Source organism: Erwinia aeris (assembly GCF_041224955.1).
In the GTDB taxonomy this organism is placed as follows: domain Bacteria; phylum Pseudomonadota; class Gammaproteobacteria; order Enterobacterales; family Enterobacteriaceae; genus Erwinia; species Erwinia aeris.
On record NZ_JBGFFX010000010.1, the window covers coordinates 77307 to 97889 of the forward strand.

At 54.8% G+C, this 20583-nt stretch carries 23 protein-coding genes; 19 read left to right on the top strand and 4 right to left on the bottom strand.

Features of this window, described 5'->3' with window-relative positions; genetic code table 11:
• Nucleotides 1-40 precede the first annotated feature (40 nt).
• The gene (locus AB6T85_RS16215) at nucleotides 41-667 is read right to left on the bottom strand and encodes a lysoplasmalogenase (protein WP_253457472.1); all 627 of its coding nucleotides are present in this window, start codon (nucleotides 665-667) and stop codon (nucleotides 41-43) included.
• 132 nt (nucleotides 668-799) lie between these two features.
• On the opposite strand from AB6T85_RS16215, the gene AB6T85_RS16220 reads away from it, so the two are divergent.
• On the top strand, nucleotides 800-1150 hold the full coding sequence (locus AB6T85_RS16220) for a DUF2500 domain-containing protein (protein ID WP_253457475.1): 351 nt from the start codon (nucleotides 800-802) through the stop codon (nucleotides 1148-1150).
• A gap of 29 nt (nucleotides 1151-1179) precedes the next feature.
• Here AB6T85_RS16220 and AB6T85_RS16225 read toward each other — a convergent pair whose 3' ends face one another.
• Both AB6T85_RS16225 and rsmD read right to left on the bottom strand, forming a co-directional pair.
• Nucleotides 1180-1449: a DUF1145 family protein gene (locus tag AB6T85_RS16225; RefSeq protein WP_253457478.1), complete on the bottom strand. Its 270-nt coding sequence runs from the start codon at nucleotides 1447-1449 to the stop codon at nucleotides 1180-1182.
• The gene (rsmD, locus tag AB6T85_RS16230) at nucleotides 1439-2044 is read right to left on the bottom strand and encodes a 16S rRNA (guanine(966)-N(2))-methyltransferase (protein ID WP_253457481.1); all 606 of its coding nucleotides are present in this window, start codon (nucleotides 2042-2044) and stop codon (nucleotides 1439-1441) included. Before rsmD ends, AB6T85_RS16225 begins: the two co-directional genes overlap by 11 nt.
• Nucleotides 2045-2210: 166 nt before the next feature.
• On the opposite strand from rsmD, the gene ftsY reads away from it, so the two are divergent.
• The 4 genes from ftsY to rpoH all read left to right on the top strand — a co-directional run bounded on the left by ftsY (nucleotide 2211) and on the right by rpoH (nucleotide 6605).
• Nucleotides 2211-3839, top strand: a complete 1629-nt coding sequence (gene ftsY / locus AB6T85_RS16235; RefSeq protein ID WP_369896149.1) for a signal recognition particle-docking protein FtsY — start codon at nucleotides 2211-2213, stop codon at nucleotides 3837-3839.
• Between the two features lie 5 nt (nucleotides 3840-3844).
• The gene (gene ftsE, locus AB6T85_RS16240) at nucleotides 3845-4513 is read left to right on the top strand and encodes a cell division ATP-binding protein FtsE (protein ID WP_125289938.1); all 669 of its coding nucleotides are present in this window, start codon (nucleotides 3845-3847) and stop codon (nucleotides 4511-4513) included.
• A complete protein-coding gene (ftsX, locus tag AB6T85_RS16245) occupies nucleotides 4503-5489 on the top strand; it encodes a permease-like cell division protein FtsX (RefSeq protein ID WP_253457488.1) in 987 nt (328 codons plus the stop codon). The genes ftsE and ftsX overlap by 11 nt, the downstream gene beginning before the upstream one ends.
• A 261-nt stretch (nucleotides 5490-5750) precedes the next feature.
• Nucleotides 5751-6605 carry an RNA polymerase sigma factor RpoH gene (gene rpoH / locus AB6T85_RS16250; protein WP_125289936.1) on the top strand — a complete coding sequence of 285 codons (855 nt, stop codon included), beginning with the start codon at nucleotides 5751-5753 and terminating at the stop codon, nucleotides 6603-6605.
• A 258-nt stretch (nucleotides 6606-6863) separates the two neighbouring features.
• Here rpoH and panM read toward each other — a convergent pair whose 3' ends face one another.
• Nucleotides 6864-7250, bottom strand: coding sequence for an aspartate 1-decarboxylase autocleavage activator PanM (gene panM, locus AB6T85_RS16255; protein WP_253457491.1), 387 nt, complete (start codon nucleotides 7248-7250; stop codon nucleotides 6864-6866).
• A gap of 384 nt (nucleotides 7251-7634) precedes the next feature.
• Here panM and AB6T85_RS16260 point away from each other — a divergent pair, with 384 nt between their 5' ends.
• From AB6T85_RS16260 to ugpQ, 14 genes are all read left to right on the top strand, one after another.
• Nucleotides 7635-8747: a branched-chain amino acid ABC transporter substrate-binding protein gene (locus AB6T85_RS16260; protein WP_253457494.1), complete on the top strand. Its 1113-nt coding sequence runs from the start codon at nucleotides 7635-7637 to the stop codon at nucleotides 8745-8747.
• A gap of 189 nt (nucleotides 8748-8936) precedes the next feature.
• Nucleotides 8937-9863, top strand: a complete 927-nt coding sequence (gene livH / locus AB6T85_RS16265) for a high-affinity branched-chain amino acid ABC transporter permease LivH (RefSeq protein ID WP_125289933.1) — start codon at nucleotides 8937-8939, stop codon at nucleotides 9861-9863.
• Nucleotides 9860-11128: a high-affinity branched-chain amino acid ABC transporter permease LivM gene (locus tag AB6T85_RS16270; protein WP_253457497.1), complete on the top strand. Its 1269-nt coding sequence runs from the start codon at nucleotides 9860-9862 to the stop codon at nucleotides 11126-11128. The genes livH and AB6T85_RS16270 overlap by 4 nt, the downstream gene beginning before the upstream one ends.
• Nucleotides 11125-11889, top strand: a complete 765-nt coding sequence (gene livG, locus AB6T85_RS16275; protein ID WP_253457500.1) for a high-affinity branched-chain amino acid ABC transporter ATP-binding protein LivG — start codon at nucleotides 11125-11127, stop codon at nucleotides 11887-11889. The genes AB6T85_RS16270 and livG overlap by 4 nt, the downstream gene beginning before the upstream one ends.
• A 1-nt stretch (nucleotide 11890) precedes the next feature.
• Nucleotides 11891-12598, top strand: a complete 708-nt coding sequence (gene livF / locus AB6T85_RS16280; protein WP_253457502.1) for a high-affinity branched-chain amino acid ABC transporter ATP-binding protein LivF — start codon at nucleotides 11891-11893, stop codon at nucleotides 12596-12598.
• Between the two features lie 244 nt (nucleotides 12599-12842).
• The gene (locus AB6T85_RS16285; protein WP_369896151.1) at nucleotides 12843-13445 is read left to right on the top strand and encodes a DUF8812 domain-containing protein; all 603 of its coding nucleotides are present in this window, start codon (nucleotides 12843-12845) and stop codon (nucleotides 13443-13445) included.
• Nucleotides 13435-13863, top strand: a complete 429-nt coding sequence (locus AB6T85_RS16290) for a hypothetical protein (RefSeq protein WP_369896152.1) — start codon at nucleotides 13435-13437, stop codon at nucleotides 13861-13863. The genes AB6T85_RS16285 and AB6T85_RS16290 overlap by 11 nt, the downstream gene beginning before the upstream one ends.
• Before the next feature lie 363 nt (nucleotides 13864-14226).
• On the top strand, nucleotides 14227-14832 hold the full coding sequence (locus AB6T85_RS16295) for a pesticin C-terminus-like muramidase (protein ID WP_369896153.1): 606 nt from the start codon (nucleotides 14227-14229) through the stop codon (nucleotides 14830-14832).
• Nucleotides 14829-15245, top strand: coding sequence for a hypothetical protein (locus tag AB6T85_RS16300; RefSeq protein WP_369896154.1), 417 nt, complete (start codon nucleotides 14829-14831; stop codon nucleotides 15243-15245). The genes AB6T85_RS16295 and AB6T85_RS16300 overlap by 4 nt, the downstream gene beginning before the upstream one ends.
• A gap of 304 nt (nucleotides 15246-15549) precedes the next feature.
• Nucleotides 15550-16866, top strand: a complete 1317-nt coding sequence (gene ugpB / locus AB6T85_RS16305) for a sn-glycerol-3-phosphate ABC transporter substrate-binding protein UgpB (protein ID WP_369896156.1) — start codon at nucleotides 15550-15552, stop codon at nucleotides 16864-16866.
• Nucleotides 16867-16944: 78 nt separating this feature from the next.
• A complete protein-coding gene (ugpA, locus tag AB6T85_RS16310; RefSeq protein ID WP_301730919.1) occupies nucleotides 16945-17832 on the top strand; it encodes a sn-glycerol-3-phosphate ABC transporter permease UgpA in 888 nt (295 codons plus the stop codon).
• Entirely contained in the window at nucleotides 17829-18677 is an 849-nt protein-coding gene (gene ugpE / locus AB6T85_RS16315; RefSeq protein WP_253457522.1) for a sn-glycerol-3-phosphate ABC transporter permease UgpE, read from the top strand. Before ugpA ends, ugpE begins: the two co-directional genes overlap by 4 nt.
• Nucleotide 18678: 1 nt before the next feature.
• The gene (locus AB6T85_RS16320; RefSeq protein ID WP_253457525.1) at nucleotides 18679-19746 is read left to right on the top strand and encodes a sn-glycerol-3-phosphate import ATP-binding protein UgpC; all 1068 of its coding nucleotides are present in this window, start codon (nucleotides 18679-18681) and stop codon (nucleotides 19744-19746) included.
• The gene (gene ugpQ, locus AB6T85_RS16325) at nucleotides 19743-20486 is read left to right on the top strand and encodes a glycerophosphodiester phosphodiesterase (protein WP_253457528.1); all 744 of its coding nucleotides are present in this window, start codon (nucleotides 19743-19745) and stop codon (nucleotides 20484-20486) included. Before AB6T85_RS16320 ends, ugpQ begins: the two co-directional genes overlap by 4 nt.
• The last annotated feature ends 97 nt before the right edge of the window (nucleotides 20487-20583 follow it).

Genomic DNA, 20583 nt, shown 5'->3' on the forward strand with positions numbered 1-20583 from the left:
ATCTTACACTCTGGAGCTGACTCCAGAGTCAAGGCATAAATCAGAGATAGAGCGAGCGGACGATCATAAAGTGACCCGCGAAATAACAGGCGGCCGTGATGGCACTGTCGGCGGCAAAGCGGCGACGATAGTGGCTAACCAGCCAAACGATATTGGCGAGCAGCAGCAGCGACGTTCCGACCATTAATGAGAAACCGTAGTCCGTCGGCCGGAAAACGTATTGCTCGGTGGTCAGCCAGACCATCAGCAGCGTCATGCCGATAAAGGTGCAAACCGGCCAGCGCAGATCCTCCAGCTTTGTCCAGATAGCCGCAATCAGCAGCGCGCCGATAACCAATACGGTCAATGGGATCGGCCAGAAGAACGTCAGCGTCATATGGCTGGCGAAGCAGATGGTATAAAGCAGATGCGAGAGGAAAAATGCGCCGATAGCGTAGAGCATCCGCCGTTCGGGCAGCAGCATCAGCGCATCGCCGACCAGCGTCGCCAGCAGACCAAATAGAATGAGATAATCCGTGGCGCTTAACGCTGGCGCTTGCCAGGCCCAGGCGAGCAGCAGTAAAAGCGTGACCGGTTTAAAGACCCAGCGCTGCCATTGCGGGCCACGGTAAGTAGCGTCAACGTACAGCCAGCCGGAAAAAAGCACTGCCAGAAACGACCAGATCATAATGTGTCCCTTTGTTTTTAGATGCTAAATTCCACAGTTCTGGTTTTAGTTTAGGACAGGGGCCAACGATGTGACAATGAGAGGTCTCTGGTTGTATTCTTTCTGTTTACGCTGCAAAAAAGAGGAAAAGTCGTGAAGCCACCCCTGATTTTTTTTATTACGCTGGCCATTATCGCCGTGCTGGCAACCCGGCAATTTATCAAACAGCGACAGGAAGTGGCGGTCAACGATGCTTCGCCCGTACGCAGCCTGCCGGTCGAAATCAAAGACAAACGGGAAGTCTCCACCTCTGCCCTACGCTCGCGCCAGCGTGAAAATATTCCGGTCGAAACAATGCGATACGAAGCGTGGTTCCATCCGCTGAACGGCGCGGGAGATTTTAAGCTGGTACTGAAAGCCAGCGACTATCACCAGCTGGCACGGGGAGAAAAGGGCGAACTACAGGTACAGGGCACGCGATTTATCGCCTTCCGGCCGCGCTGACGGCATGGCCGGAAAGACGACCCGGCCGCCTACTGTTTGGGAAACTGCTTTTTCTGCCAGGCCAGCAGTTCAAACACGCCAAAAAAGAAGATCTTAGCCTGAAGCGCGCCGCTCAGTTTTGGCGCCTCTTTAGCCTGCGTGGCGCGCATCAGCACCAGCTGTAAGCCGTGCATAATCACCATAAAGAACAGCGCGACGTTAATAAAATATTTTAGCGGCGCGGGGTAAGGATGGATCAGGTTGAGCAGCAAAAAGGCCCATACGCATACCATCAGCGCTCTGCCCAGATTAATCAGCATGGCTTTCTCTCTTCTCAGGGGAACGACGAACATAAAGACGACAGGCAACCTGTCCGGCGACCTTCTCGCGGTACAGCTGCCAGTTTACCGGCACGGGCGGCACGCCGCTTTCCACTTCGCTTTCTACATAGATTAAGGCTTCTTCCGCCAGCCAGCCCTGGCTTTCCAGCAGCGTCAGCGTTTCTTCCAGCAGCCCTTTGCGGAACGGCGGATCGATAAAGGCCATCTGGTGAGGTTCGCCAGGCTTCGCCAGAAACTGTAGCGTATTGGTATTAATCACGCGGCCGTTTGCCGCGCCCAGCGTGGCCAGGTTTTTCTCCAGCTGCTGCGCGACCGGGCGCTCCAGCTCCAGCAGCGTAGCCGAGGCCGCATGGCGCGACAGCGCTTCCAGCCCCAGCGCGCCGCTGCCGGCAAAGCAGTCCAGACAACGCGCGCCCTGAATATCGGGCGCCAGCCAGTTAAACAGCGTCTCACGCACGCGATCGGTGGTAGGGCGCAGTCCGGCACTGTCGGGCACCGGCAGCTTTCTGCCGCGCCACTGGCCGCCAATGATGCGGATCTGTCCGGCGCTGCCGCCGCGAGGTTTTTTATTCATCTGACTTAACTCTTCATAATTTGTTGCACAGTTTAACGGGCTTACCGGGCAGAGGAAACGTAAAAAGGGTGCTGTGTTGCGTCAGCAGGAAAGTGTTAGACTAGGGGATTAAGATTATTTTCAGAGACCTGACGGTTTTTTTCCCCGCGAGGAGTGTGGTTGCACCATGGCAAAAAATAAAAAACGTGGCTTTTTTTCCTGGCTGGGATTAGGACGCGAAGAAAAAGCGCCTGAGGAAGAGGTCCAAACGTCAGAACAGCAGCAGAGCGAAACCGCAGACGCCGCCACGCCCCCTGACGTGGAGCAGCGCGCCGAAGCCGTTGTAGAAGTGACGGAAACCGTCGCTCGCGAGCAGGCAGTACGAGACCCGAACGAACAGGCCAGAACAGAGCCGGAAGCGCGCGCAGCCGCTAAACCTGCCGCCAGGACGGAGCCGAAAGAGGAGCCGTTGCCGGAAGAGCTTGCGGTCGCTAAGGCGGAGCCAGAAGAAGAGTGGCTGCCGGAAGCGAGCGTAGCCGCCAGGCCGGAACCGGAAGAAGAGCCGTTGCCGGAAGAGCTTGCGGTCGCTAAGGCGGAACCAGAAGAAGAATGGCTGCCGGAAGAGACGGCGGCCGTACAGGCGGAGCCGGAACCTCTGCCTGAAGAGATTGTTGCTAACGCGCCGGAACCGGAAGAAGCTGCGATCGCCGCCGAACAGGCCGATGACATCACGCCGGAAGAACTGGAAGCCGCCGCGCTCTCTGCCGGTGCCTCACAAGCTGAGCTGAAGGTCATTGAGGAAGAAGAATCCGTCGCTGCCGCGCTGGTTAAAGTTGAGCAGGCTAACGCCGCTGAAGAGCAGGAGCAGGCTGCGGAAGAGCAGGCGCGCCCGACCAAAGAAGGCTTCTTCGCCCGCCTGAAGCGCAGCCTGGTTAAAACGCGACAGAATTTAGGTTCCGGCTTCGTCAGCCTGTTCCGCGGTAAAAAAATCGATGATGAGCTGTTTGAAGAGTTGGAAGAGCAGCTGCTGATCGCCGACGTAGGCGTCGAGACCACGCGCCGCATCATTACCAACCTGACCGCTCAGGCAAGCCGCAAACAGCTGCGCGACGCCGAAGCGCTATACGGGCTGCTGAAGCAGGAAATGGCCGACATTCTGGCGAAAGTCGAGGCGCCGCTGGACGTCACCGGCAAAACGCCGTTCGTTATCCTGATGGTCGGCGTCAACGGCGTGGGTAAAACCACCACCATCGGCAAGCTGGCGCGCCAGTATCAGGCGGAAGGCAAATCGGTCATGCTGGCGGCGGGCGACACCTTCCGCGCGGCAGCGGTCGAACAGCTCCAGGTCTGGGGGCAGCGTAACAACATTCCTGTTGTCGCCCAGCATACCGGCGCGGATTCCGCCTCGGTCATTTTCGATGCGATTCAGGCGGCGAAAGCGCGCAACGTCGACGTCCTGATTGCCGATACGGCAGGCCGTTTGCAGAATAAATCGCACCTGATGGAAGAGCTGAAGAAAATCACGCGCGTGATGAAAAAACTGGACGAGCAGGCGCCGCACGAGGTCATGCTGACCATTGACGCCAGCACCGGCCAGAACGCCATCAGCCAGACTAAGCTGTTCCATGAGGCGGTGGGCCTGACGGGCATCACGCTGACCAAGCTGGACGGCACCGCCAAAGGCGGCGTGATCTTCTCGGTGGCCGATCAGTTCGGTATTCCTATTCGCTACATCGGCGTCGGCGAAGGCATTGAAGATTTACGCTCGTTCAAGGCAGACGATTTTATAGAGGCACTATTTGCCCGAGAGGACTAGTTAGGATGATTCGCTTTGAAGAAGTCAGTAAGGCTTATCTCGGCGGTCGGCAAGCGCTACAGGGAGTGGATTTTCATCTGCAACCGGGAGAAATGGCGTTTCTGACCGGGCATTCCGGGGCGGGGAAAAGCACCCTGCTGAAACTGATCTGCGGCATCGAGCGCCCCAGCGCCGGCCATATCTGGTTCAGCGGGCACGACATCAGCCGCCTGAAGAGCCGGGAAGTGCCTTTTTTACGCCGCCAGATCGGCATGATTTTCCAGGATCACCATCTGCTGATGGACAGGTCCGTCTATGACAACGTGGCTATTCCGCTGATTATCGCGGGCGCAAGCGGGGAAGATATCCGCCGTCGCGTGTCTGCCGCGCTGGATAAAGTCGGTCTGCTGGACAAAGCGAAAAGTTATCCTATTCAGCTGTCGGGCGGCGAACAGCAGCGTGTTGGCATCGCTCGCGCGGTGGTTAACAAGCCTGCGGTGCTGCTGGCGGATGAACCAACCGGCAACCTGGATGAAGCCCTGTCCGAAGATATCCTGCGCCTGTTTGAAGAGTTCAACCGCGTGGGCGTGACCGTGCTGATGGCTACTCACGACCGGGCGCTGATCGCCCGCCGCAACTATCGTCTGATGACGCTGAATCAGGGGCGTCTGCACGGAGGCAACTATGGCGAATAAGCGTAACCCGCGTCCGGCCGCGCCAAAAGCGGCGAAGCAGCCTTCCAAAAGCAAAGCGCTGAAGGGCGGCTGGCAGGAGCAGTGGCGCTATGCGCTGCGCGGCACCCTGTCCGACATGTGGCGTCAGCCGCTGGCGACGCTATTGACGGTGATGGTGATCGCCATCTCTCTGACCTTGCCAAGCGTGTGCTTTATGGTGTGGAAAAACGTCAGCAGCGCGGCGCAGCAGTGGTATCCCGCGCCGCAGCTGACGGTGTATCTGAGCAAAACGCTGGATGACGACGCGGCGGAGAACGTTGTGGCCCAGCTGAAAAAAGAAGAGGGTGTGGATAAGGTTAACTACCTGTCGCGCGAAGAAGCGATGGGCGAGTTCCGCAACTGGTCCGGCTTTGGCGGCGCGATGGATATGCTGGAGCAGAATCCGCTGCCGGCCGTAGCCATCATCACGCCGCAAATCAATTTTCAAAACTCAGACACCATGAAGAACCTCAGCTCCCGCGTGGCGAAAGTGCAGGGCGTGGATGAAGTAAAAATGGACGACAGCTGGTTTGCCCGGCTGGCGGCGCTGGCAGGTTTGGTCGGCCAGGTAGCGACCATGATCGGCATCCTGATGATCGTGGCGGTCTTCCTGGTGATCGGCAACAGCGTGCGGCTCAGTATTTTTGCTCGTCGCGACACGATTAACGTGCAGAAGCTGATCGGCGCGACCGACGGCTTTATTCTGCGACCGTTTCTGTATGGCGGCGCGCTGCTGGGCTTCTGCGGCGCGCTGCTGTCGCTGGCGCTGTCCGAAATCCTGGTTTTCCGCCTGGAATCGGTGGTCACCCAGGTTGCCGCCGTGTTCGGCACCACCTTTAGCCTGCACGGGCTGGCCTGGGATGAAAGCCTGCTGCTGCTGCTGATTTCGGCCATGATCGGCTGGGTTGCCGCCTGGCTGGCGACGGTGCAACATTTACGTCGATTTACGCCGCAGTAACCTCTTCTCATTTTTTTTGGTATACTATTCCTCTGTTGCATGAGCATCGTGCCGCAGAGGAAGTCCTCCTCGTAAAAATCTTTCCGGCCTGCTCCCCTTCCCGAGAAATGTGTGTATATTACGCACAGCTGATAGTGAACTTGTGGATAACTTTGTAGTCGAAGTAGCACAGATTGCTCTCCTTTCTCGTTATCGTTCACGTAGTTTTGTGAACCGCTCAGGGAAAGTGCGGCAATATTGCTTAATACAGAGAGGGTTTGAATGACCAAAGAAATGCAAACTTTAGCTATTGCTCCTTTAGGCAACCTGGATTCCTATATCCGGGCGGCTAATGCCTGGCCTGTGCTGACGGCAGAAGAGGAAAAAGCGCTGGCTGAACGGCTGCATTACCAGGGCGATCTGGAAGCAGCCAAGAAGCTGATCCTGTCCCACCTGCGCTTTGTTGTTCATGTCGCTCGTAACTATTCCGGCTACGGTCTGCCGCAGGCGGATCTGATCCAGGAAGGTAACATCGGCCTGATGAAAGCGGTACGCCGCTTTAATCCGGAAGTGGGCGTGCGCCTGGTCTCCTTTGCCGTGCACTGGATCAAAGCCGAAATCCACGAATACGTTTTGCGTAACTGGCGCATCGTTAAGGTCGCTACCACCAAAGCGCAGCGCAAGCTGTTCTTCAACCTGCGTAAAGCCAAGCAGCGCCTGGGCTGGTTTAATCAGGATGAAGTTGAAATGGTGGCGCGCGAGCTGGGCGTAACCAGCAAAGACGTGCTCGAAATGGAGTCGCGCATGGCGGCCCAGGATATGACCTTTGATCCGACGCCGGAAGACGAAGGCGAAGGTCGCTCAATGGCGCCAATGCTTTATCTGCAGGACAAATCTTCTGACTTTGCCGACGGCATTGAAGAAGACAACTGGGATAACCACGCCGCAGACAAGCTGAGCGACGCCATGCAGGGCCTGGACGAGCGCAGCCAGGACATTATCCGTGCCCGCTGGCTGGACGATGACAACAAAACCACGCTGCAGGAACTGGCCGACAAATACGGCGTTTCCGCCGAGCGCGTCCGTCAGCTTGAAAAGAACGCGATGAAAAAACTGCGCGTCGCGATTGAAGCGTAATTCGCAGCGGTAAAAAAGGCGGCCTTCGGGTCGCCTTTTTTGTTTTCAGGCTCCGCACGCTGCTAAGCTTTCTTATGCTGAAACCCCAGGCCCGACGTGCCAGACCTCAGGTTCGAACCCCAAAGCCCAAAGCCCAAAGCCTGAATCCTAATCCCGGGCCTGAATCCTGACCCCAGGCCCGGACTTTACAGCCCGAGGCCTGAATCCTGACCCGGACTTTACAGCCCGAGGCCTTATACCTGAAGCGGCTCTTGCTGCCTAAGCCCGCTGCCAAACCCAGCCGTCTGCGTCGGCGATAAATCCTTGCTTGCGCATAAAAGTCGAAAGCCCTTCGTCACCCGTCTTCGCCATCCTCCAGCGTGTTACGGCCGCGTTTTGCGCCAGCACTTCTTCCAGCAGATAGCTGCCGACGCCGCGCCTTCTGGTGACTTCCCGCACCATAAAATCCTTCAGCTCGCCCTGCGCTTCATTCAGCGTCACTTTCACCGCCGCCAGTAGCCGATCGTTGAACTTTGCCGCATAGAGCCGATGACGATCGTCCAGCCTGTTTTCCAGATCTGCCGGATCGTCTTGCGGCCAGATTTTGCTCAGATCCACAAGATCCTGAGCGCTTAAGCGTTGCAGCCTGAGAATAGTCAGTTTCATAAAAAGTTACCGTGCCGACGTGAGAGGCAGATTGTAGCGAAAACGGACGTGAAGAGGCGCGTAACTTTTTTTGTATAAAAACAAAGCAATCTGTCAGGGTGGCGTTTAAAGTTAAAGATAAACGCTGAGTTAATGCGATGAATGCAGAATAACCCGCTGGCTGAATGCCCAAACAGCCCGCATTTGTACCAGTCATTTATGCTAAAGCTGGCGGTAATATCACATGAAGTCAGTTGATTTACAGAAGAAAATTCCTGTTTAATAACCTGAAATTTATAGTCTTATTAATAAAAATGGCTGTATCCCGCGTTAACCTGTTCTTCTTATGGCGTTTATCGACGGGAGCAGTATAAAAAACAGCAAACACAAGATGGGGTAGTCAGGATGAAAATGAAAGGTAGCGCGTTTTTAGCAGGCTGCATGGCGTTGGCGCTCAGTCATGCCGCCGCCGCAGAAGACATTAAAGTAGCCATCGTTGGCGCTATGTCTGGCCCGGTCGCGCAATATGGCGATATGGAGTTCACCGGCGCGAAACAGGCTATTGCCGATATCAATGCCAAAGGCGGCGTCAACGGCAATAAACTGGTCGGCGTGCAGTATGACGACGCCTGCGATCCCAAACAGGCGGTTGCGGTCGCTAACAAAGTTATCAACGACGGTATTCGCTACGTTATCGGCCACCTTTGCTCTTCTTCCACCCAGCCCGCTTCCGATATCTATGAAGACGAAGGCGTACTGATGATTACTCCGGCGGCCACCAACGCCGACCTGACGACCCGTGGCTATAAAATGATTATGCGCACCACGGGCCTGGACTCCGATCAGGGCCCGACCGCGGCGAAATATATTCTTGAACAAATCAAACCGCAGCGTATCGCCGTGATCCACGATAAACAGCAGTACGGCGAAGGGCTGGCGCGCTCCGTGCAGGCGAGCCTGAAAAAATCGGGTGGCAACGTGGTGATGTTTGAAGGCGTGACCGCAGGCGATAAAGACTTCTCCACGCTGGTGGCGCGCCTGAAAAAAGAGAACGTCGATTTTGTCTATTTTGGCGGCTACTACCCGGAAATGGGGCAGATCCTGCGCCAGTCACGCGCGGCCGGGCTGCAAACCCGTTTTATGGGGCCAGAAGGCGTAGGCAACGCTTCGCTCTCTAATATCGCCGGCGCGGCTTCCGAAGGCATGCTGGTTACGCTGCCGAAACGTTACGATCAGGTGCCGACTAACCAACCCGTTGTCGATGCGCTGAAAGCGAAAAAGCTTGATCCAACCGGCCCGTTTGTCTGGACGACCTATGCCGCGCTACAGGCTTTAACCACCGGCATGGAGCGCAGCAAAAGCGCCGAGCCGGAAGAGATTGCTAAAAACCTGAAAGAGGGCGCGCCGGTGCCAACGGTAATGGGTGACTTAAGCTGGGACGCCAAAGGCGATCTGAAAGGCTTTGAGTTCGGCATCTTCACCTGGCATGCCGACGGCTCTTCTACCGCGGTAAAATAATAATAGCGGACGTCATACGCTGACGTCCGTAGCGCGATGCTTCACGGGCTGCCCGCATCATTGCTTACCAGGGTTTGAAGGGGTGGAAATATCGGGGTGCCGGATCGGCCCCGATAACGGACTGCTTTCCGCCCGTGTTGTTAAAGCATCTCTCTTTCCGCCTGGGCGGATAGCAGTAAGGTATTCTTTATGTCCGAGCAGTTTCTCTATTTCCTGCAGCAGATGTTCAACGGCGTCACGTTGGGCAGCACCTATGCGCTGATCGCCATCGGCTACACCATGGTGTACGGCATCATCGGCATGATCAACTTCGCTCACGGCGAAGTGTATATGATCGGCAGCTACGTCTCTTTTATCGTCATTGCCGCGCTGATGATGATGGGCATTGATGCCAGCTGGCTGTTGATCGGCGCCGGTTTTCTGGTGGCTATCGTTATCGCCAGCGCCTATGGCTGGAGCATCGAACGCGTGGCCTATAAGCCCGTGCGTTCCTCCAAGCGGCTGATCGCGTTGATATCCGCCATCGGTATGTCTATTTTTCTGCAAAACTACGTCAGCCTGACTCAGGGCTCGCGCGATCTGGCCCTGCCGGGCCTGGTCAGCGGGCAGTGGACGCTGGGCGTCAGTAACGGTTTTGCCGCCACCATCTCCACTATGCAGGTAGTGATTTGGGTGGTGACCTTTGTCGCTATGCTGGCCCTGACGCTGTTTATCCGCTACTCGCGCATGGGTCGCGCCTGCCGCGCCTGCGCCGAAGATCTGAAAATGGCCAGCCTGCTGGGCATTAACACGGATCGCGTGATCTCGCTGACCTTTGTGATCGGCGCGGCAATGGCGGCGGTAGCGGGCGTTCTGCTGGGCCAGTTCTACGGCGTCATCAATCCTTACATCGGCTTTATGGCCGGGATGAAAGCGTTCACCGCGGCCGTGCTGGGCGGCATAGGCAGCATTCCCGGCGCGATGCTGGGCGGCCTGATCCTGGGCATTGCCGAAGCGCTGACCTCCGCCTACCTCAGCACTGAATATAAAGACGTGGTTTCTTTTGCGCTGCTGATCGTTGTGCTGCTGGTAATGCCAACCGGCATTCTGGGCCGTCCGGAGGTAGAAAAGGTATGAAAAACCTGCTTAACGCCTCTGTTTCCGCGCTGATGCTGGTGGTGCTGGCCGCCTTCTTTATGGGGATGCGCCTTAGCCTGGACGGCACGCATCTGGTGGTTAACAACGCCGGCAGCGTGCGCTGGAACTGGATCGCCCTCGGCTGCGCCGTGGTCTTTTTCTTTCAGCTGCTGCGGCCGGTTTTTCAGCGCGGGCTAAAGAAAATTTCCGCGCCTTCGCTGGTGCTGCCGGGCATTGACGGCTCCACCCCAAAGCAGAAACTCTTTTTGCTGCTGCTGATCGTCGCCGCTGCGGCCTGGCCTTTTATGGTGTCTCGCGGCACGGTCGATATCGCCACGCTGACCCTGATTTATGTAATGCTGGGCCTGGGACTGAACGTGGTGGTCGGGCTTTCCGGCCTGCTGGTGCTGGGCTACGGCGGCTTTTACGCCATCGGCGCCTACACCTTTGCGCTGCTTAATCACTACTTCGGCCTGGGCTTCTGGGAATGTTTGCCGCTGGCGGGCATCGTGGCCGCGCTGTTCGGCCTGCTGCTGGGTTTTCCGGTACTGCGCCTGCGCGGTGATTACCTGGCGATAGTCACGCTGGGCTTTGGCGAAATCGTCCGTATTCTGCTGCTGAACAACACCGAGATCACCGGTGGGCCAAACGGCATCAGCCAGATCCCGAAACCGTCGTTTTTCGGTCTGGAGTTTAACCGCAGCGTGCGCGACGGCGGCTGGGACACCTTCCACCATTTCTTTAACCTGAAATACGATCCCAGCGACCGCATTATCTTTCTCTATATGGTGGCGCTGCTGCTGGTTGTGCTGACGCTGTTTGTGATCAACCGGCTGCTGAGAATGCCGCTGGGTCGCGCCTGGGAAGCGCTGCGCGAGGATGAAATCGCCTGTCGTTCGCTGGGCCTCAGCCCGACGCGCATCAAGCTCACCGCCTTTACCATCAGCGCCGCTTTTGCTGGTTTCGCGGGGAGTCTGTTCGCTGCGCGGCAGGGCTTTGTCAGCCCGGAGTCTTTTACCTTCGCCGAATCGGCCTTTGTGCTGGCTATCGTGGTGTTAGGCGGCATGGGGTCGCAGTTCGCCGTGATCCTCGCTGCCGTGCTGCTGGTGGTTTCACGCGAGCTGATGCGCGATCTGAATGAATACAGCATGCTGGTGCTGGGCGGCCTGATGGTGCTGATGATGATCTGGCGACCGCAAGGCCTGCTGCCGATGCAGCGTCCGCACCTGAAGTTAAAAAGCGTGAAAAAAGGAGAGCAGCCATGAAGCCTTTATTGGCCGTAAACGGCCTGATGATGCGCTTTGGCGGCCTGCTCGCGGTCAACAACGTCGAGCTGGAGCTGCGAGAGCAGGAGATCGTCTCGCTGATTGGCCCCAACGGCGCGGGTAAGACTACGGTATTTAACTGCCTGACCGGTTTTTACCGGCCGACGGGCGGCAGTATCAGGCTGGGCGAGCGCCAGCTGGCGGGCCTGGCGGGGCAGGAGATCGCGCGGATGGGTATCGTGCGCACTTTCCAGCACGTTCGCCTGTTCCGTGAAATGACGGTGATTGAAAACCTGCTGGTAGCGCAGCATCAACATCTGAAAAGCGGCGTGTTTGCCGGACTGCTGAAAACGCCGGGCTTCCGTAAAGCGGAAAGCGAAGCGCTGGACCGGGCGGCCAGCTGGCTGGATCGCGTAGGATTACTGACGCTCGCTAACCGTCAGGCGGGCAATCTGGCCTACGGTCAGCAGCGTCGCCTGGAAATCGCCCGCTGTATGGTTACGCGCCCGCAAATCCTGATGCTGGATGAACCGGCGGCGGGCCTGAACCCCAAAGAGACGCTGGAGCTGGACGAGCTGATCGCCGAGCTGCGCAACGAACACAAGGTGTCGGTACTGTTGATTGAACACGATATGAAACTGGTCATGGGCATTTCCGATCGCATCTATGTGGTCAATCAGGGCACGCCGCTGGCAAACGGCACGCCGGAAGAGATCCGCAACAACCCGGACGTGATCCGCGCTTATCTGGGAGAAGCATAAAATGGCTATGCTTTCTCTGGAAAACGTCAGCGCGCACTATGGAAAAATCCAGGCGTTGCACAGCGTCAGTCTGCATATCAATCAGGGCGAAATCGTTACGTTGATTGGGGCTAACGGCGCGGGGAAAACCACCATTCTGGGTACGCTCTGCGGAGAACCGCGTGCGACTCAGGGACGGGTGGTTTTTGACGGCAAGGATATTACCGACTGGCAAACGGCGCGCATTATGCGCGAGGCGATAGCCATCGTGCCGGAAGGCCGCCGGGTCTTTTCCCGCATGACGGTAGATGAGAACCTGGCGATGGGTGGTTTTTTTGCCGATCGTCAGCAGTATCAGTCACGTATCAGGCGCGTCTACGAGCTTTTTCCGCGACTTTATGAACGCCGCGTGCAGCGTGCGGGCACCATGTCCGGTGGCGAACAGCAGATGCTGGCGATTGGCCGCGCGCTGATGAGCCAGCCGCGCCTGCTGCTGCTGGACGAGCCGTCGCTGGGGCTGGCGCCGATCATTATTCAGCAGATCTTCGACACCATCGAGCAGCTACGTCAGGAGGGAATGACCATCTTCCTGGTGGAACAAAACGCCAATCAGGCGCTGAAACTGGCCGATCGCGGTTACGTGCTGGAGAACGGCCACGTGGTGCTGAGCGACAGCGGCGAGGCGCTATTGGCTAACGAAGCGGTACGCAGCGCCTATCTGGGCGGCTGAGATTACGGGGCTGGTTTACCGGCCCCTTTATTATTTCCGGTACTTTTTAATTAATAGTCTGCTTATTTTCCACGTTATTAAAATGTTCTCCCGCTTATTCTCTTTCTGAAGTTTTCTGTATTTATTTTTCAAGCCAACGCTGCGTAACCTTAGAAAATGCCGCCTTAAAACATTGCAGATAGCTACGTAGTAGGAGTATGATTTTTGTTCAGCAGTGAATGGAAAACAAGCACAAGGAGAGGCTATGTCGGAACCAAAGGAAGGGCTACTGACTTTTCGCGCGGAAGGCAATAATTTCAGAGGAAGTCGTTATTATTCCAGAGTTATTCACTGGCCTGGCAATGCCTCAGCTTGTCAGGGGGATGCGTCGGGCGTGACGATTGGACGCGGATTCGATATGGGCAGCAGAACCAAAGCCGAATCCTGTGGTTATTTGATAAAGGCCGGGGTAGAGGCGAAAAAAGCAGAAAAAATTTCTACAGGTAGCCGGCTTAAATTTTGTCAGGCTGAAAAATTTGTCAGACAGCATAAAAATGAAATTGGTGAGATAACAGAAGTGCAGCAGCTGATGCTGTTTGAAGCTGTTTACCCTGAATATACCAATAAAGCTAAGCGTTTTTATAATAAATATAAGGGCGCTAATGCGGTAGCCTGGCGGGAGCTACATCCGGTTTTAAAAGAGGTATTTATTGATATGCGCTATCAGGGGGCAATGACAATTGGTTATGTATCCTCTTTTAAGCGTAACGATATTGGCAGTGCTTTAAAATTAATTGAATCGATTGGGGATTTATATGGCAAGGACAGATATATAAGAAGAAGGGAGGCGTTAAAAAATGCTTTATAAAAAAATAAAATTGATGATTGTTATTATGATGAGTATTGTGCCACTGCCCCTATTTTCTCAGGCGTCTACAGTAGAAGAGAGTACCATAGCATTCTGCCTTAATGAAGGCCCTGTTAGCGCTATAGCGGGCTGTTTTACGGCGCTGGAGTTAAAACGTAATGTGGATTACAATCGCACTTACCAAACGTTTATTAATGAAATAATAAAAAATAAAAATAATTTTTTGAATTACAATGGATTTCTTCAGAAAACCAAAAAAGCTAAAGGCTATTTTGATAAATATATGCAAAGTGAATGTCAGGCCTGGGCCGATCAGGTTATAATAGATTCGCCAGCATGGCATACGCTTTATAGTCAGTGCATGATAAGATTTTATGAGCAACGCATAAATTTTTATAACAAATATGACTTTCAATAAATCACAGGTTTTATTTCAGGGATGTTTGTGAACGGTCAAGTTCATTACGAAAAAATTGCCGAATACGATCGGTCGATAATTATTATAGGGTGTAATTAGATTTGTGTAATACCCTGCTTTTTCTATTCTCTTATTAACTACAAAGGCAGGCAAGTTATGGATAGCAATCAACGCAAATTTCTTATATTAAACCTGGTCAAAATCCTTAAAACCCAAGTGATATCAATCATTTTTCTGGAATGGTGACGAATATAACTAACGACTCTTAATACTGAACTGATCGAAAATTTATTGCGGATATGCACGAAGCAGGCGTATGATTTTTGTTCATATTTGAATGACGAATAAGCACAAGAAGAGGCTATGTCGGAACCAAAGGAAGGGCTACTGACTTTTCGCGCGGAAGGCGATAATTTCAGAGGAAGTCGTTATTATTCCAGATTTATTCACTGGCCTGGCAATGCCTCAGCTTGTCAGGGGGATGCGTCGGGCGTGACGATTGGACGCGGATTCGATATGGGCAGCAGAACCAAAGCCGAATCCTATGGTTATTTGATAAAGGCCGGGGTAGAGGCGAAAAAAACAGAAAAAATTTCTACAGGTAGCCGGCTTAAATTTTGTGAGGCTGAAAAATTCGTCAGACAGCATAAAAATGAAATTGGTGAGATAACAGAAGTGCAGCAACTGAAGCTGTTTGAAGCAGTCTATGATGAATATATCATTGATGCAAAAAGATTTTACAATAAGTACTGCAAGCCTGCCTCGATCTCATGGTTGGATTTAGACCAAAGAATTAAAGATGTTTTTATTGATATGAAGTACCAGGGCGTGCTTCGTACTGACATGGTCAGATTTTTTTCAAATAATGACAAGAATGATGTTGTCAGGCTGATAAAAACGCACTCCCGACTAAAAAAAGATGATGAAAATCGGCAAAGGATAAAATATTTATTGGAAAATAGAAAATGAAAATAAAGTTGATTTTTATAATTATGTTGGCACTGTTTTATACCTTTCCTTGCACTGTAAACGCGCAGGTTGAGTTTGAACAGGTGAACTTTATCGGAGGTGCTTATAATATATATATCAACGATAGTGACTGCCAGGTTTTGACTGATTGCAAAAAAGTTAAAGCTGAAATAGTTGATAAGGGGAAAAAGAAAAAGTATAGCGTCTTTGGGGAGACTATTACAACAGGATTCGGGCATAATCTAAGAGGATATAATTTTTATCGAGGAAAATATAAGTATGAAATATATCGCCCAGAGACAAGATTAAACAATCAGTCAGACCTGAGTAAATGGGTTTTAACCATTTATAAAAAAAATGGTCGTGAGGGTTTTAACAAAATTTTTAGCGAGGAAGGCGAGATGAATATTTGATACTTCCTCAATCAAACCGCGCAGAAGAATTTCATGCTGTGCTTAGCTGTATTTGTAACGATAACCTGTTATCGCCGTTATCGCCGTTATCGCCGTTATCGCCGTTATCGCCGTTATCGCCGTTATCGCCGTTATCGCCGTTATCGCCGTTATCGTCGCTACCTCCGTCTTCTCTCCGTCACCAGCCCGTCATCCGGCTGTCATGCCATTGTTATCTTTCCGTCATTTTTGCATGTCATTTTACCTGCCGAAGCGTTACAGGGCGCGGCTTTGCGCGTAACAACACCGGGTACAGGAAACCGACATGCCATTGTTCTTCCGACATACCATATGTATTGCACTGGGGCTGGCCTTTAGCGCACAGGCGCTGGCTGTCACCGAGATCCCTTTCTGGCACTCGATGGAGGGCGAGCTGGGCGTAGAGGTCAATTCGCTGGCGCAGCGCTTTAACCAATCGCACCCTGATTACAAAATCGTGCCTACCTATAAAGGTAACTACGAGCAAAGCCTGGCTGCGGGGATCGCCGCCGTGCGTTCTGACCGCGCACCTGCCATTCTTCAGGTTTATGAAGTCGGCACCGCCACGATGATGGCTTCACAGGCAATTGTGCCGGTGTACGAGGTTTTTAAAAACGCGGGTATTGCCTTCGATGAAAAACAGTTTGTGCCGACGGTAGCGGGCTATTACAGCGACGCCAAAACCGGCCATCTGATCTCCCAGCCTTTCAACAGTTCTACGCCGGTGCTTTATTACAACAAGGACGCTTTCAAAAAAGCGGGTCTGGATCCGGAGCAGCCGCCGAAAACCTGGCAGGCGCTGGCTAAAGATGCCGAAGCGCTGCGTAAAGCAGGCATGAGCTGCGGCTATGCCAGCGGCTGGCAGGGCTGGATCCAGATCGAGAACTTCAGCGCCTGGCACGGCCTGCCGGTCGCTACAAAAAATAATGGCTTTGACGGCACCGATGCAGAGCTGGAATTTAATAAGTCGACCCAGGTACGCCATATTCAGCAGCTCGCAGAGATGAATAAAAAAGGCGACTTTACCTATTTTGGCCGTAAAGACGAATCCACCGCCAAGTTCTATAACGGCGACTGCGGTATCACCACGGCGTCCTCCGGCTCGCTGGCCGATATCCGTCACTATGCCAAATTTAACTATGGTGTTGGCATGATGCCGTACGATGAGACGGTGCCGAACGCCCCGCAAAACGCCATTATCGGTGGTGCCAGCCTGTGGGTAATGAAAGGGAAAGATGAAGCGACCTATAAAGGCGTGGCATCGTTTATGCAGTTCCTGACACAGCCGGAAATCGCCGCCGAATGGCACCAGAAAACAGGCTATCTGCCGATCACCACGGCGGCCTACGAGCTGACCCGTCAGCAGGGCTTCTACGAGAAAAATCCGGGCGCCGATATCGCTACGCGTCAGATGCTGAACAAGCCGCCGCTGCCGTTCACTAAAGGGATGCGGCTGGGCAATATGCCGCAGATCCGCACTATCGTGGATGAGGAGCTGGAAGGCGTCTGGACCGGCAAAAAAACGCCGCAGGCCGCGCTGGATAACGCAGTGAAGCGTGGCAATCTCCTGCTCAGGCGCTTTGAGCAAACCGTTAAGCCATAATCTGTAGCGCTGCCGTGCTATACAGCGTACGGCAGCGCCTCGCTAAAACCCTCGCGCCGCACCGTTATCGAGCTTTATATGTCCTCTTCACGCCCTGTTTTTCGTTCACGCTGGCTGCCTTATTTATTAATGTTGCCGCAGCTGTTGATTACGCTGATTTTTTTCCTGTGGCCCGCTGGTGAAGCCTTATGGTATTCGGTGCAGCGCGTCGATCCTTTTGGTCTTTCCAGCACGTTTGTCGGCATGGAAAATTTCACCAGGCTGCTGGACGATGAGTACTATCTCGATTCCTTTAAAACCACGCTGATTTTTAGCGGCCTGGTTACGGTCATCGGCCTGATCGTTTCGCTGTTTTTTGCCGCGCTGACCGATCATGTCCTGCGCCTGAAGCGCTTTTACCAGACGCTGTTTCTGCTGCCTTATGCAGTAGCGCCTGCGGTAGCGGCGGTGCTGTGGATGTTCCTGTTCAGTCCGGGGCAGGGCCTGATTACGCATTTTCTGGCGCAGCTGGGCTATAGCTGGAACCATGCGCAAAACAGCGGCCAGGCGATGACGCTGGTCGTGCTGGCTTCCGTCTGGCAGCAAATGAGCTATAACTTCCTGTTCTTTTTTGCGGCGCTTCAGTCCATTCCCAAATCGCTGATCGAAGCGGCGGCTATCGACGGCGCAGGCCCGGTACGCCGTTTTTTTTACCTCTCGCTGCCGCTGATTACGCCGGTGGGCTTCTTTCTGGTGGTGGTCAATCTGGTATACGCCTTCTTTGACACTTTCCCGGTGATCGATGCCGCCACGGGCGGCGGGCCGGTGCAGTCCACCACCACGCTTATCTACAAAATCTATCGCGAAGGCTTTGCCGGTCTGGATCTCTCTTCTTCTTCCGCACAGTCGGTGGTGCTGATGGTGTTGGTCATCGGGCTGACGGTGATCCAGTTCCGTTTTGTTGAGAAAAAGGTGCGCTACCAATGATTGAAAACCGACGCGGGCTGGCCCTTTTCAGTCAGATCATGCTGGGTCTGGGCGCGCTTACCGTGCTGTTTCCGCTCTATGTCGCTTTTGTGGCCGCTACGCTGAACGACAGCGAGGTGTTCCGGGTACCGATGTCGCTGATCCCCGGCCGTTCGCTGTGGCACAACGTGAGCTTTATCTGGCAGCACGGCGTGGGACAGAACAGCGCGCCTTTCGGCAGGATGCTGTTTAACAGCACGCTGATGGCGCTGGCGATAACCACAGGGAAGATTTCGGTTTCCATTCTCTCCGCTTTTGCGCTGGTCTGGTTTCGCTTTCCGCTGCGCGGCCTGTTTTTCTGGATGATTTTTATCACACTGATGCTGCCGGTCGAGGTGCGCATTTTCCCGACGGTAGAAGTGATTGCAGACCTGAAGATGCTGGATAGCTATAGCGGGCTGACGCTGCCGCTGATGGCCTCCGCCACCGCCACCTTCCTGTTCCGCCAGTTTTTTATGACGCTGCCTGACGAGCTGGTCGAAGCGGCGCGCATCGACGGCGCCGGGCCAATGCGCTTCTTTTGGGACATTGTGCTGCCGCTGTCGAAAACCAATCTGGCCGCGCTGTTTGTTATCACCTTTATCTATGGCTGGAACCAGTATCTCTGGCCGCTGCTGATTATTAATGATGTTGATTTGGGCACCGCCGTGGCGGGCATTCGCAGCATGATCGGCACCGGCGACGGCACGCCCACGCAGTGGAATCTGGTGATGGCGGCAATGCTGCTGACCATGATCCCGCCGGTAGTGATTGTTTTAGTGATGCAGCGCGCTTTCGTTCGCGGGCTGGTAGAGAGCGAGAAATAGCATGGCAGGGGTAAAATTTCAGGCCGTTACCAAAACGTACGACGGTAAAAACCAGATTATTCAGCCGCTTGACGTCGATATTCGCGACGGTGAGTTTATGGTGATGGTTGGCCCTTCCGGCTGCGGTAAATCGACGCTGTTGCGCATGGTCGCCGGGCTGGAAAGGGTCAGCAGCGGCGATATCTATATCGACAGCGAACGCGTCACCGAGCGAGAGCCGAAAGATCGCGGCATCGCGATGGTTTTCCAGAACTATGCGCTTTATCCCCATATGAGCGTGGAAGAAAACATGGCATGGGGGCTGAAAATTCGCGGCATGGGCAAAGCGCATATCCGCCAGCGCGTGCTGGAAACGGCGAAAAGCCTGGAGCTGGAAGCGCTGCTGCACCGTCGTCCGCGCGAGCTTTCCGGCGGTCAGCGGCAGCGGGTGGCGATGGGTCGCGCTATCGTTCGCGAACCGGCGGTTTTCCTGTTTGATGAGCCGTTATCGAATCTGGACGCGCGGCTGCGGGTGCAGATGCGGCTGGAGCTACAGCAGCTGCATCGTCGCCTGCAGACTACCAGCCTGTACGTGACGCACGATCAGGTGGAGGCGATGACGCTGGCGCAGCGGGTGATGGTGATGAACAAAGGCGTGCTGGAGCAGCTGGGCACGCCGGTAGAGATTTATGAGCGTCCGGCCACGCGCTTCGTTGCCAGCTTTATTGGCGCGCCTGCGATGAACCTGCTGGAAGGCGAGATCGATCCGACCGGCACGCGGCTGCTGCTGGGCGACAGCGCCGTGACGCTGCCTCAGGCCAGGCCGCAGTGGGCCGGACGCCGATTGACGTTGGGGATCCGCCCAGAGCATATTAAACTGGCCGATCGGCAAAGCGGGCTGGCGCTGACGGTGGATACGCTGGAAATGCTGGGCGCGGACAACCTGGCGCACGGGCGCTGGGGCGGCCACAATATGGTGGTGCGGCTGCCGCACATCGAGCGCCCGGCCATCGGCAGCCTGCTGTGGCTACAGCTGCCGGCTGATTCGCTACACTTCTTTGATACTGACAACGGACAACGGCTCGAATGACTGCTAAAGCCTGGCCTTACCCGACCATCGTCGCGCATCGCGGCGGCGGCAAGCTGGCCCCGGAAAACACCCTCGCCGGTATTGATACCGGCGCGCGGCTGGGGCACAAGATGATTGAGTTCGACGTCAAGCTCTCGCTGGACGGCGAAATTTTTTTGCTGCATGACGACACGCTCGACAGAACCAGCAACGGCTGGGGCATCGCCGGACAGCTGCCATGGGAAAAGCTGATCCAGCTGGATGCGGGCGGCTGGTTTGGCAAAGATTTCACCGGCGAGCGTCTGCCGCTGCTGTCTCAGGTGGCGCAGCGCTGCGCCTCTTACGGCATGATGGCAAATATTGAAATCAAGCCCACAACAGGTCTGGAAGCGGAAACCGGACGCGTGGTGGCGCTGGCCGCGCGCGAGCTGTGGCATCGGCAGACCGCGCCGCTGCTCTCCTCGTTCTCTTTTGAAGCGCTGGAAGCCGCCATGCAGGCCGCGCCGGAGCTGCCGCGCGGGTTGCTGCTGCACGAATGGCATGACGACTGGCAGCAGCTGACGCAGCGGCTGGATTGCGTCTCGGTACATTTCAATCATAAGGTGCTGGATCGGGAGAGAGTGGCGGCACTCAAAGCGGCGGAGCTGCGGATTCTGGTTTATACGGTTAATCAACCCGAAAGGGCAAAAGAGCTGCTGGACTGGGGCGTTGACGCCATCTGTACCGACCGCATTGACCTGATAGGCGCAGATTTCACTTGAAGACGCTGATACAGCTAGCGCCTTACTGAACGCGCGCCGGCTGCTGGCCTGACCTTAATGTGTATTCTGGCTGAGTGGTGCTGCCGGGCTGCGATTG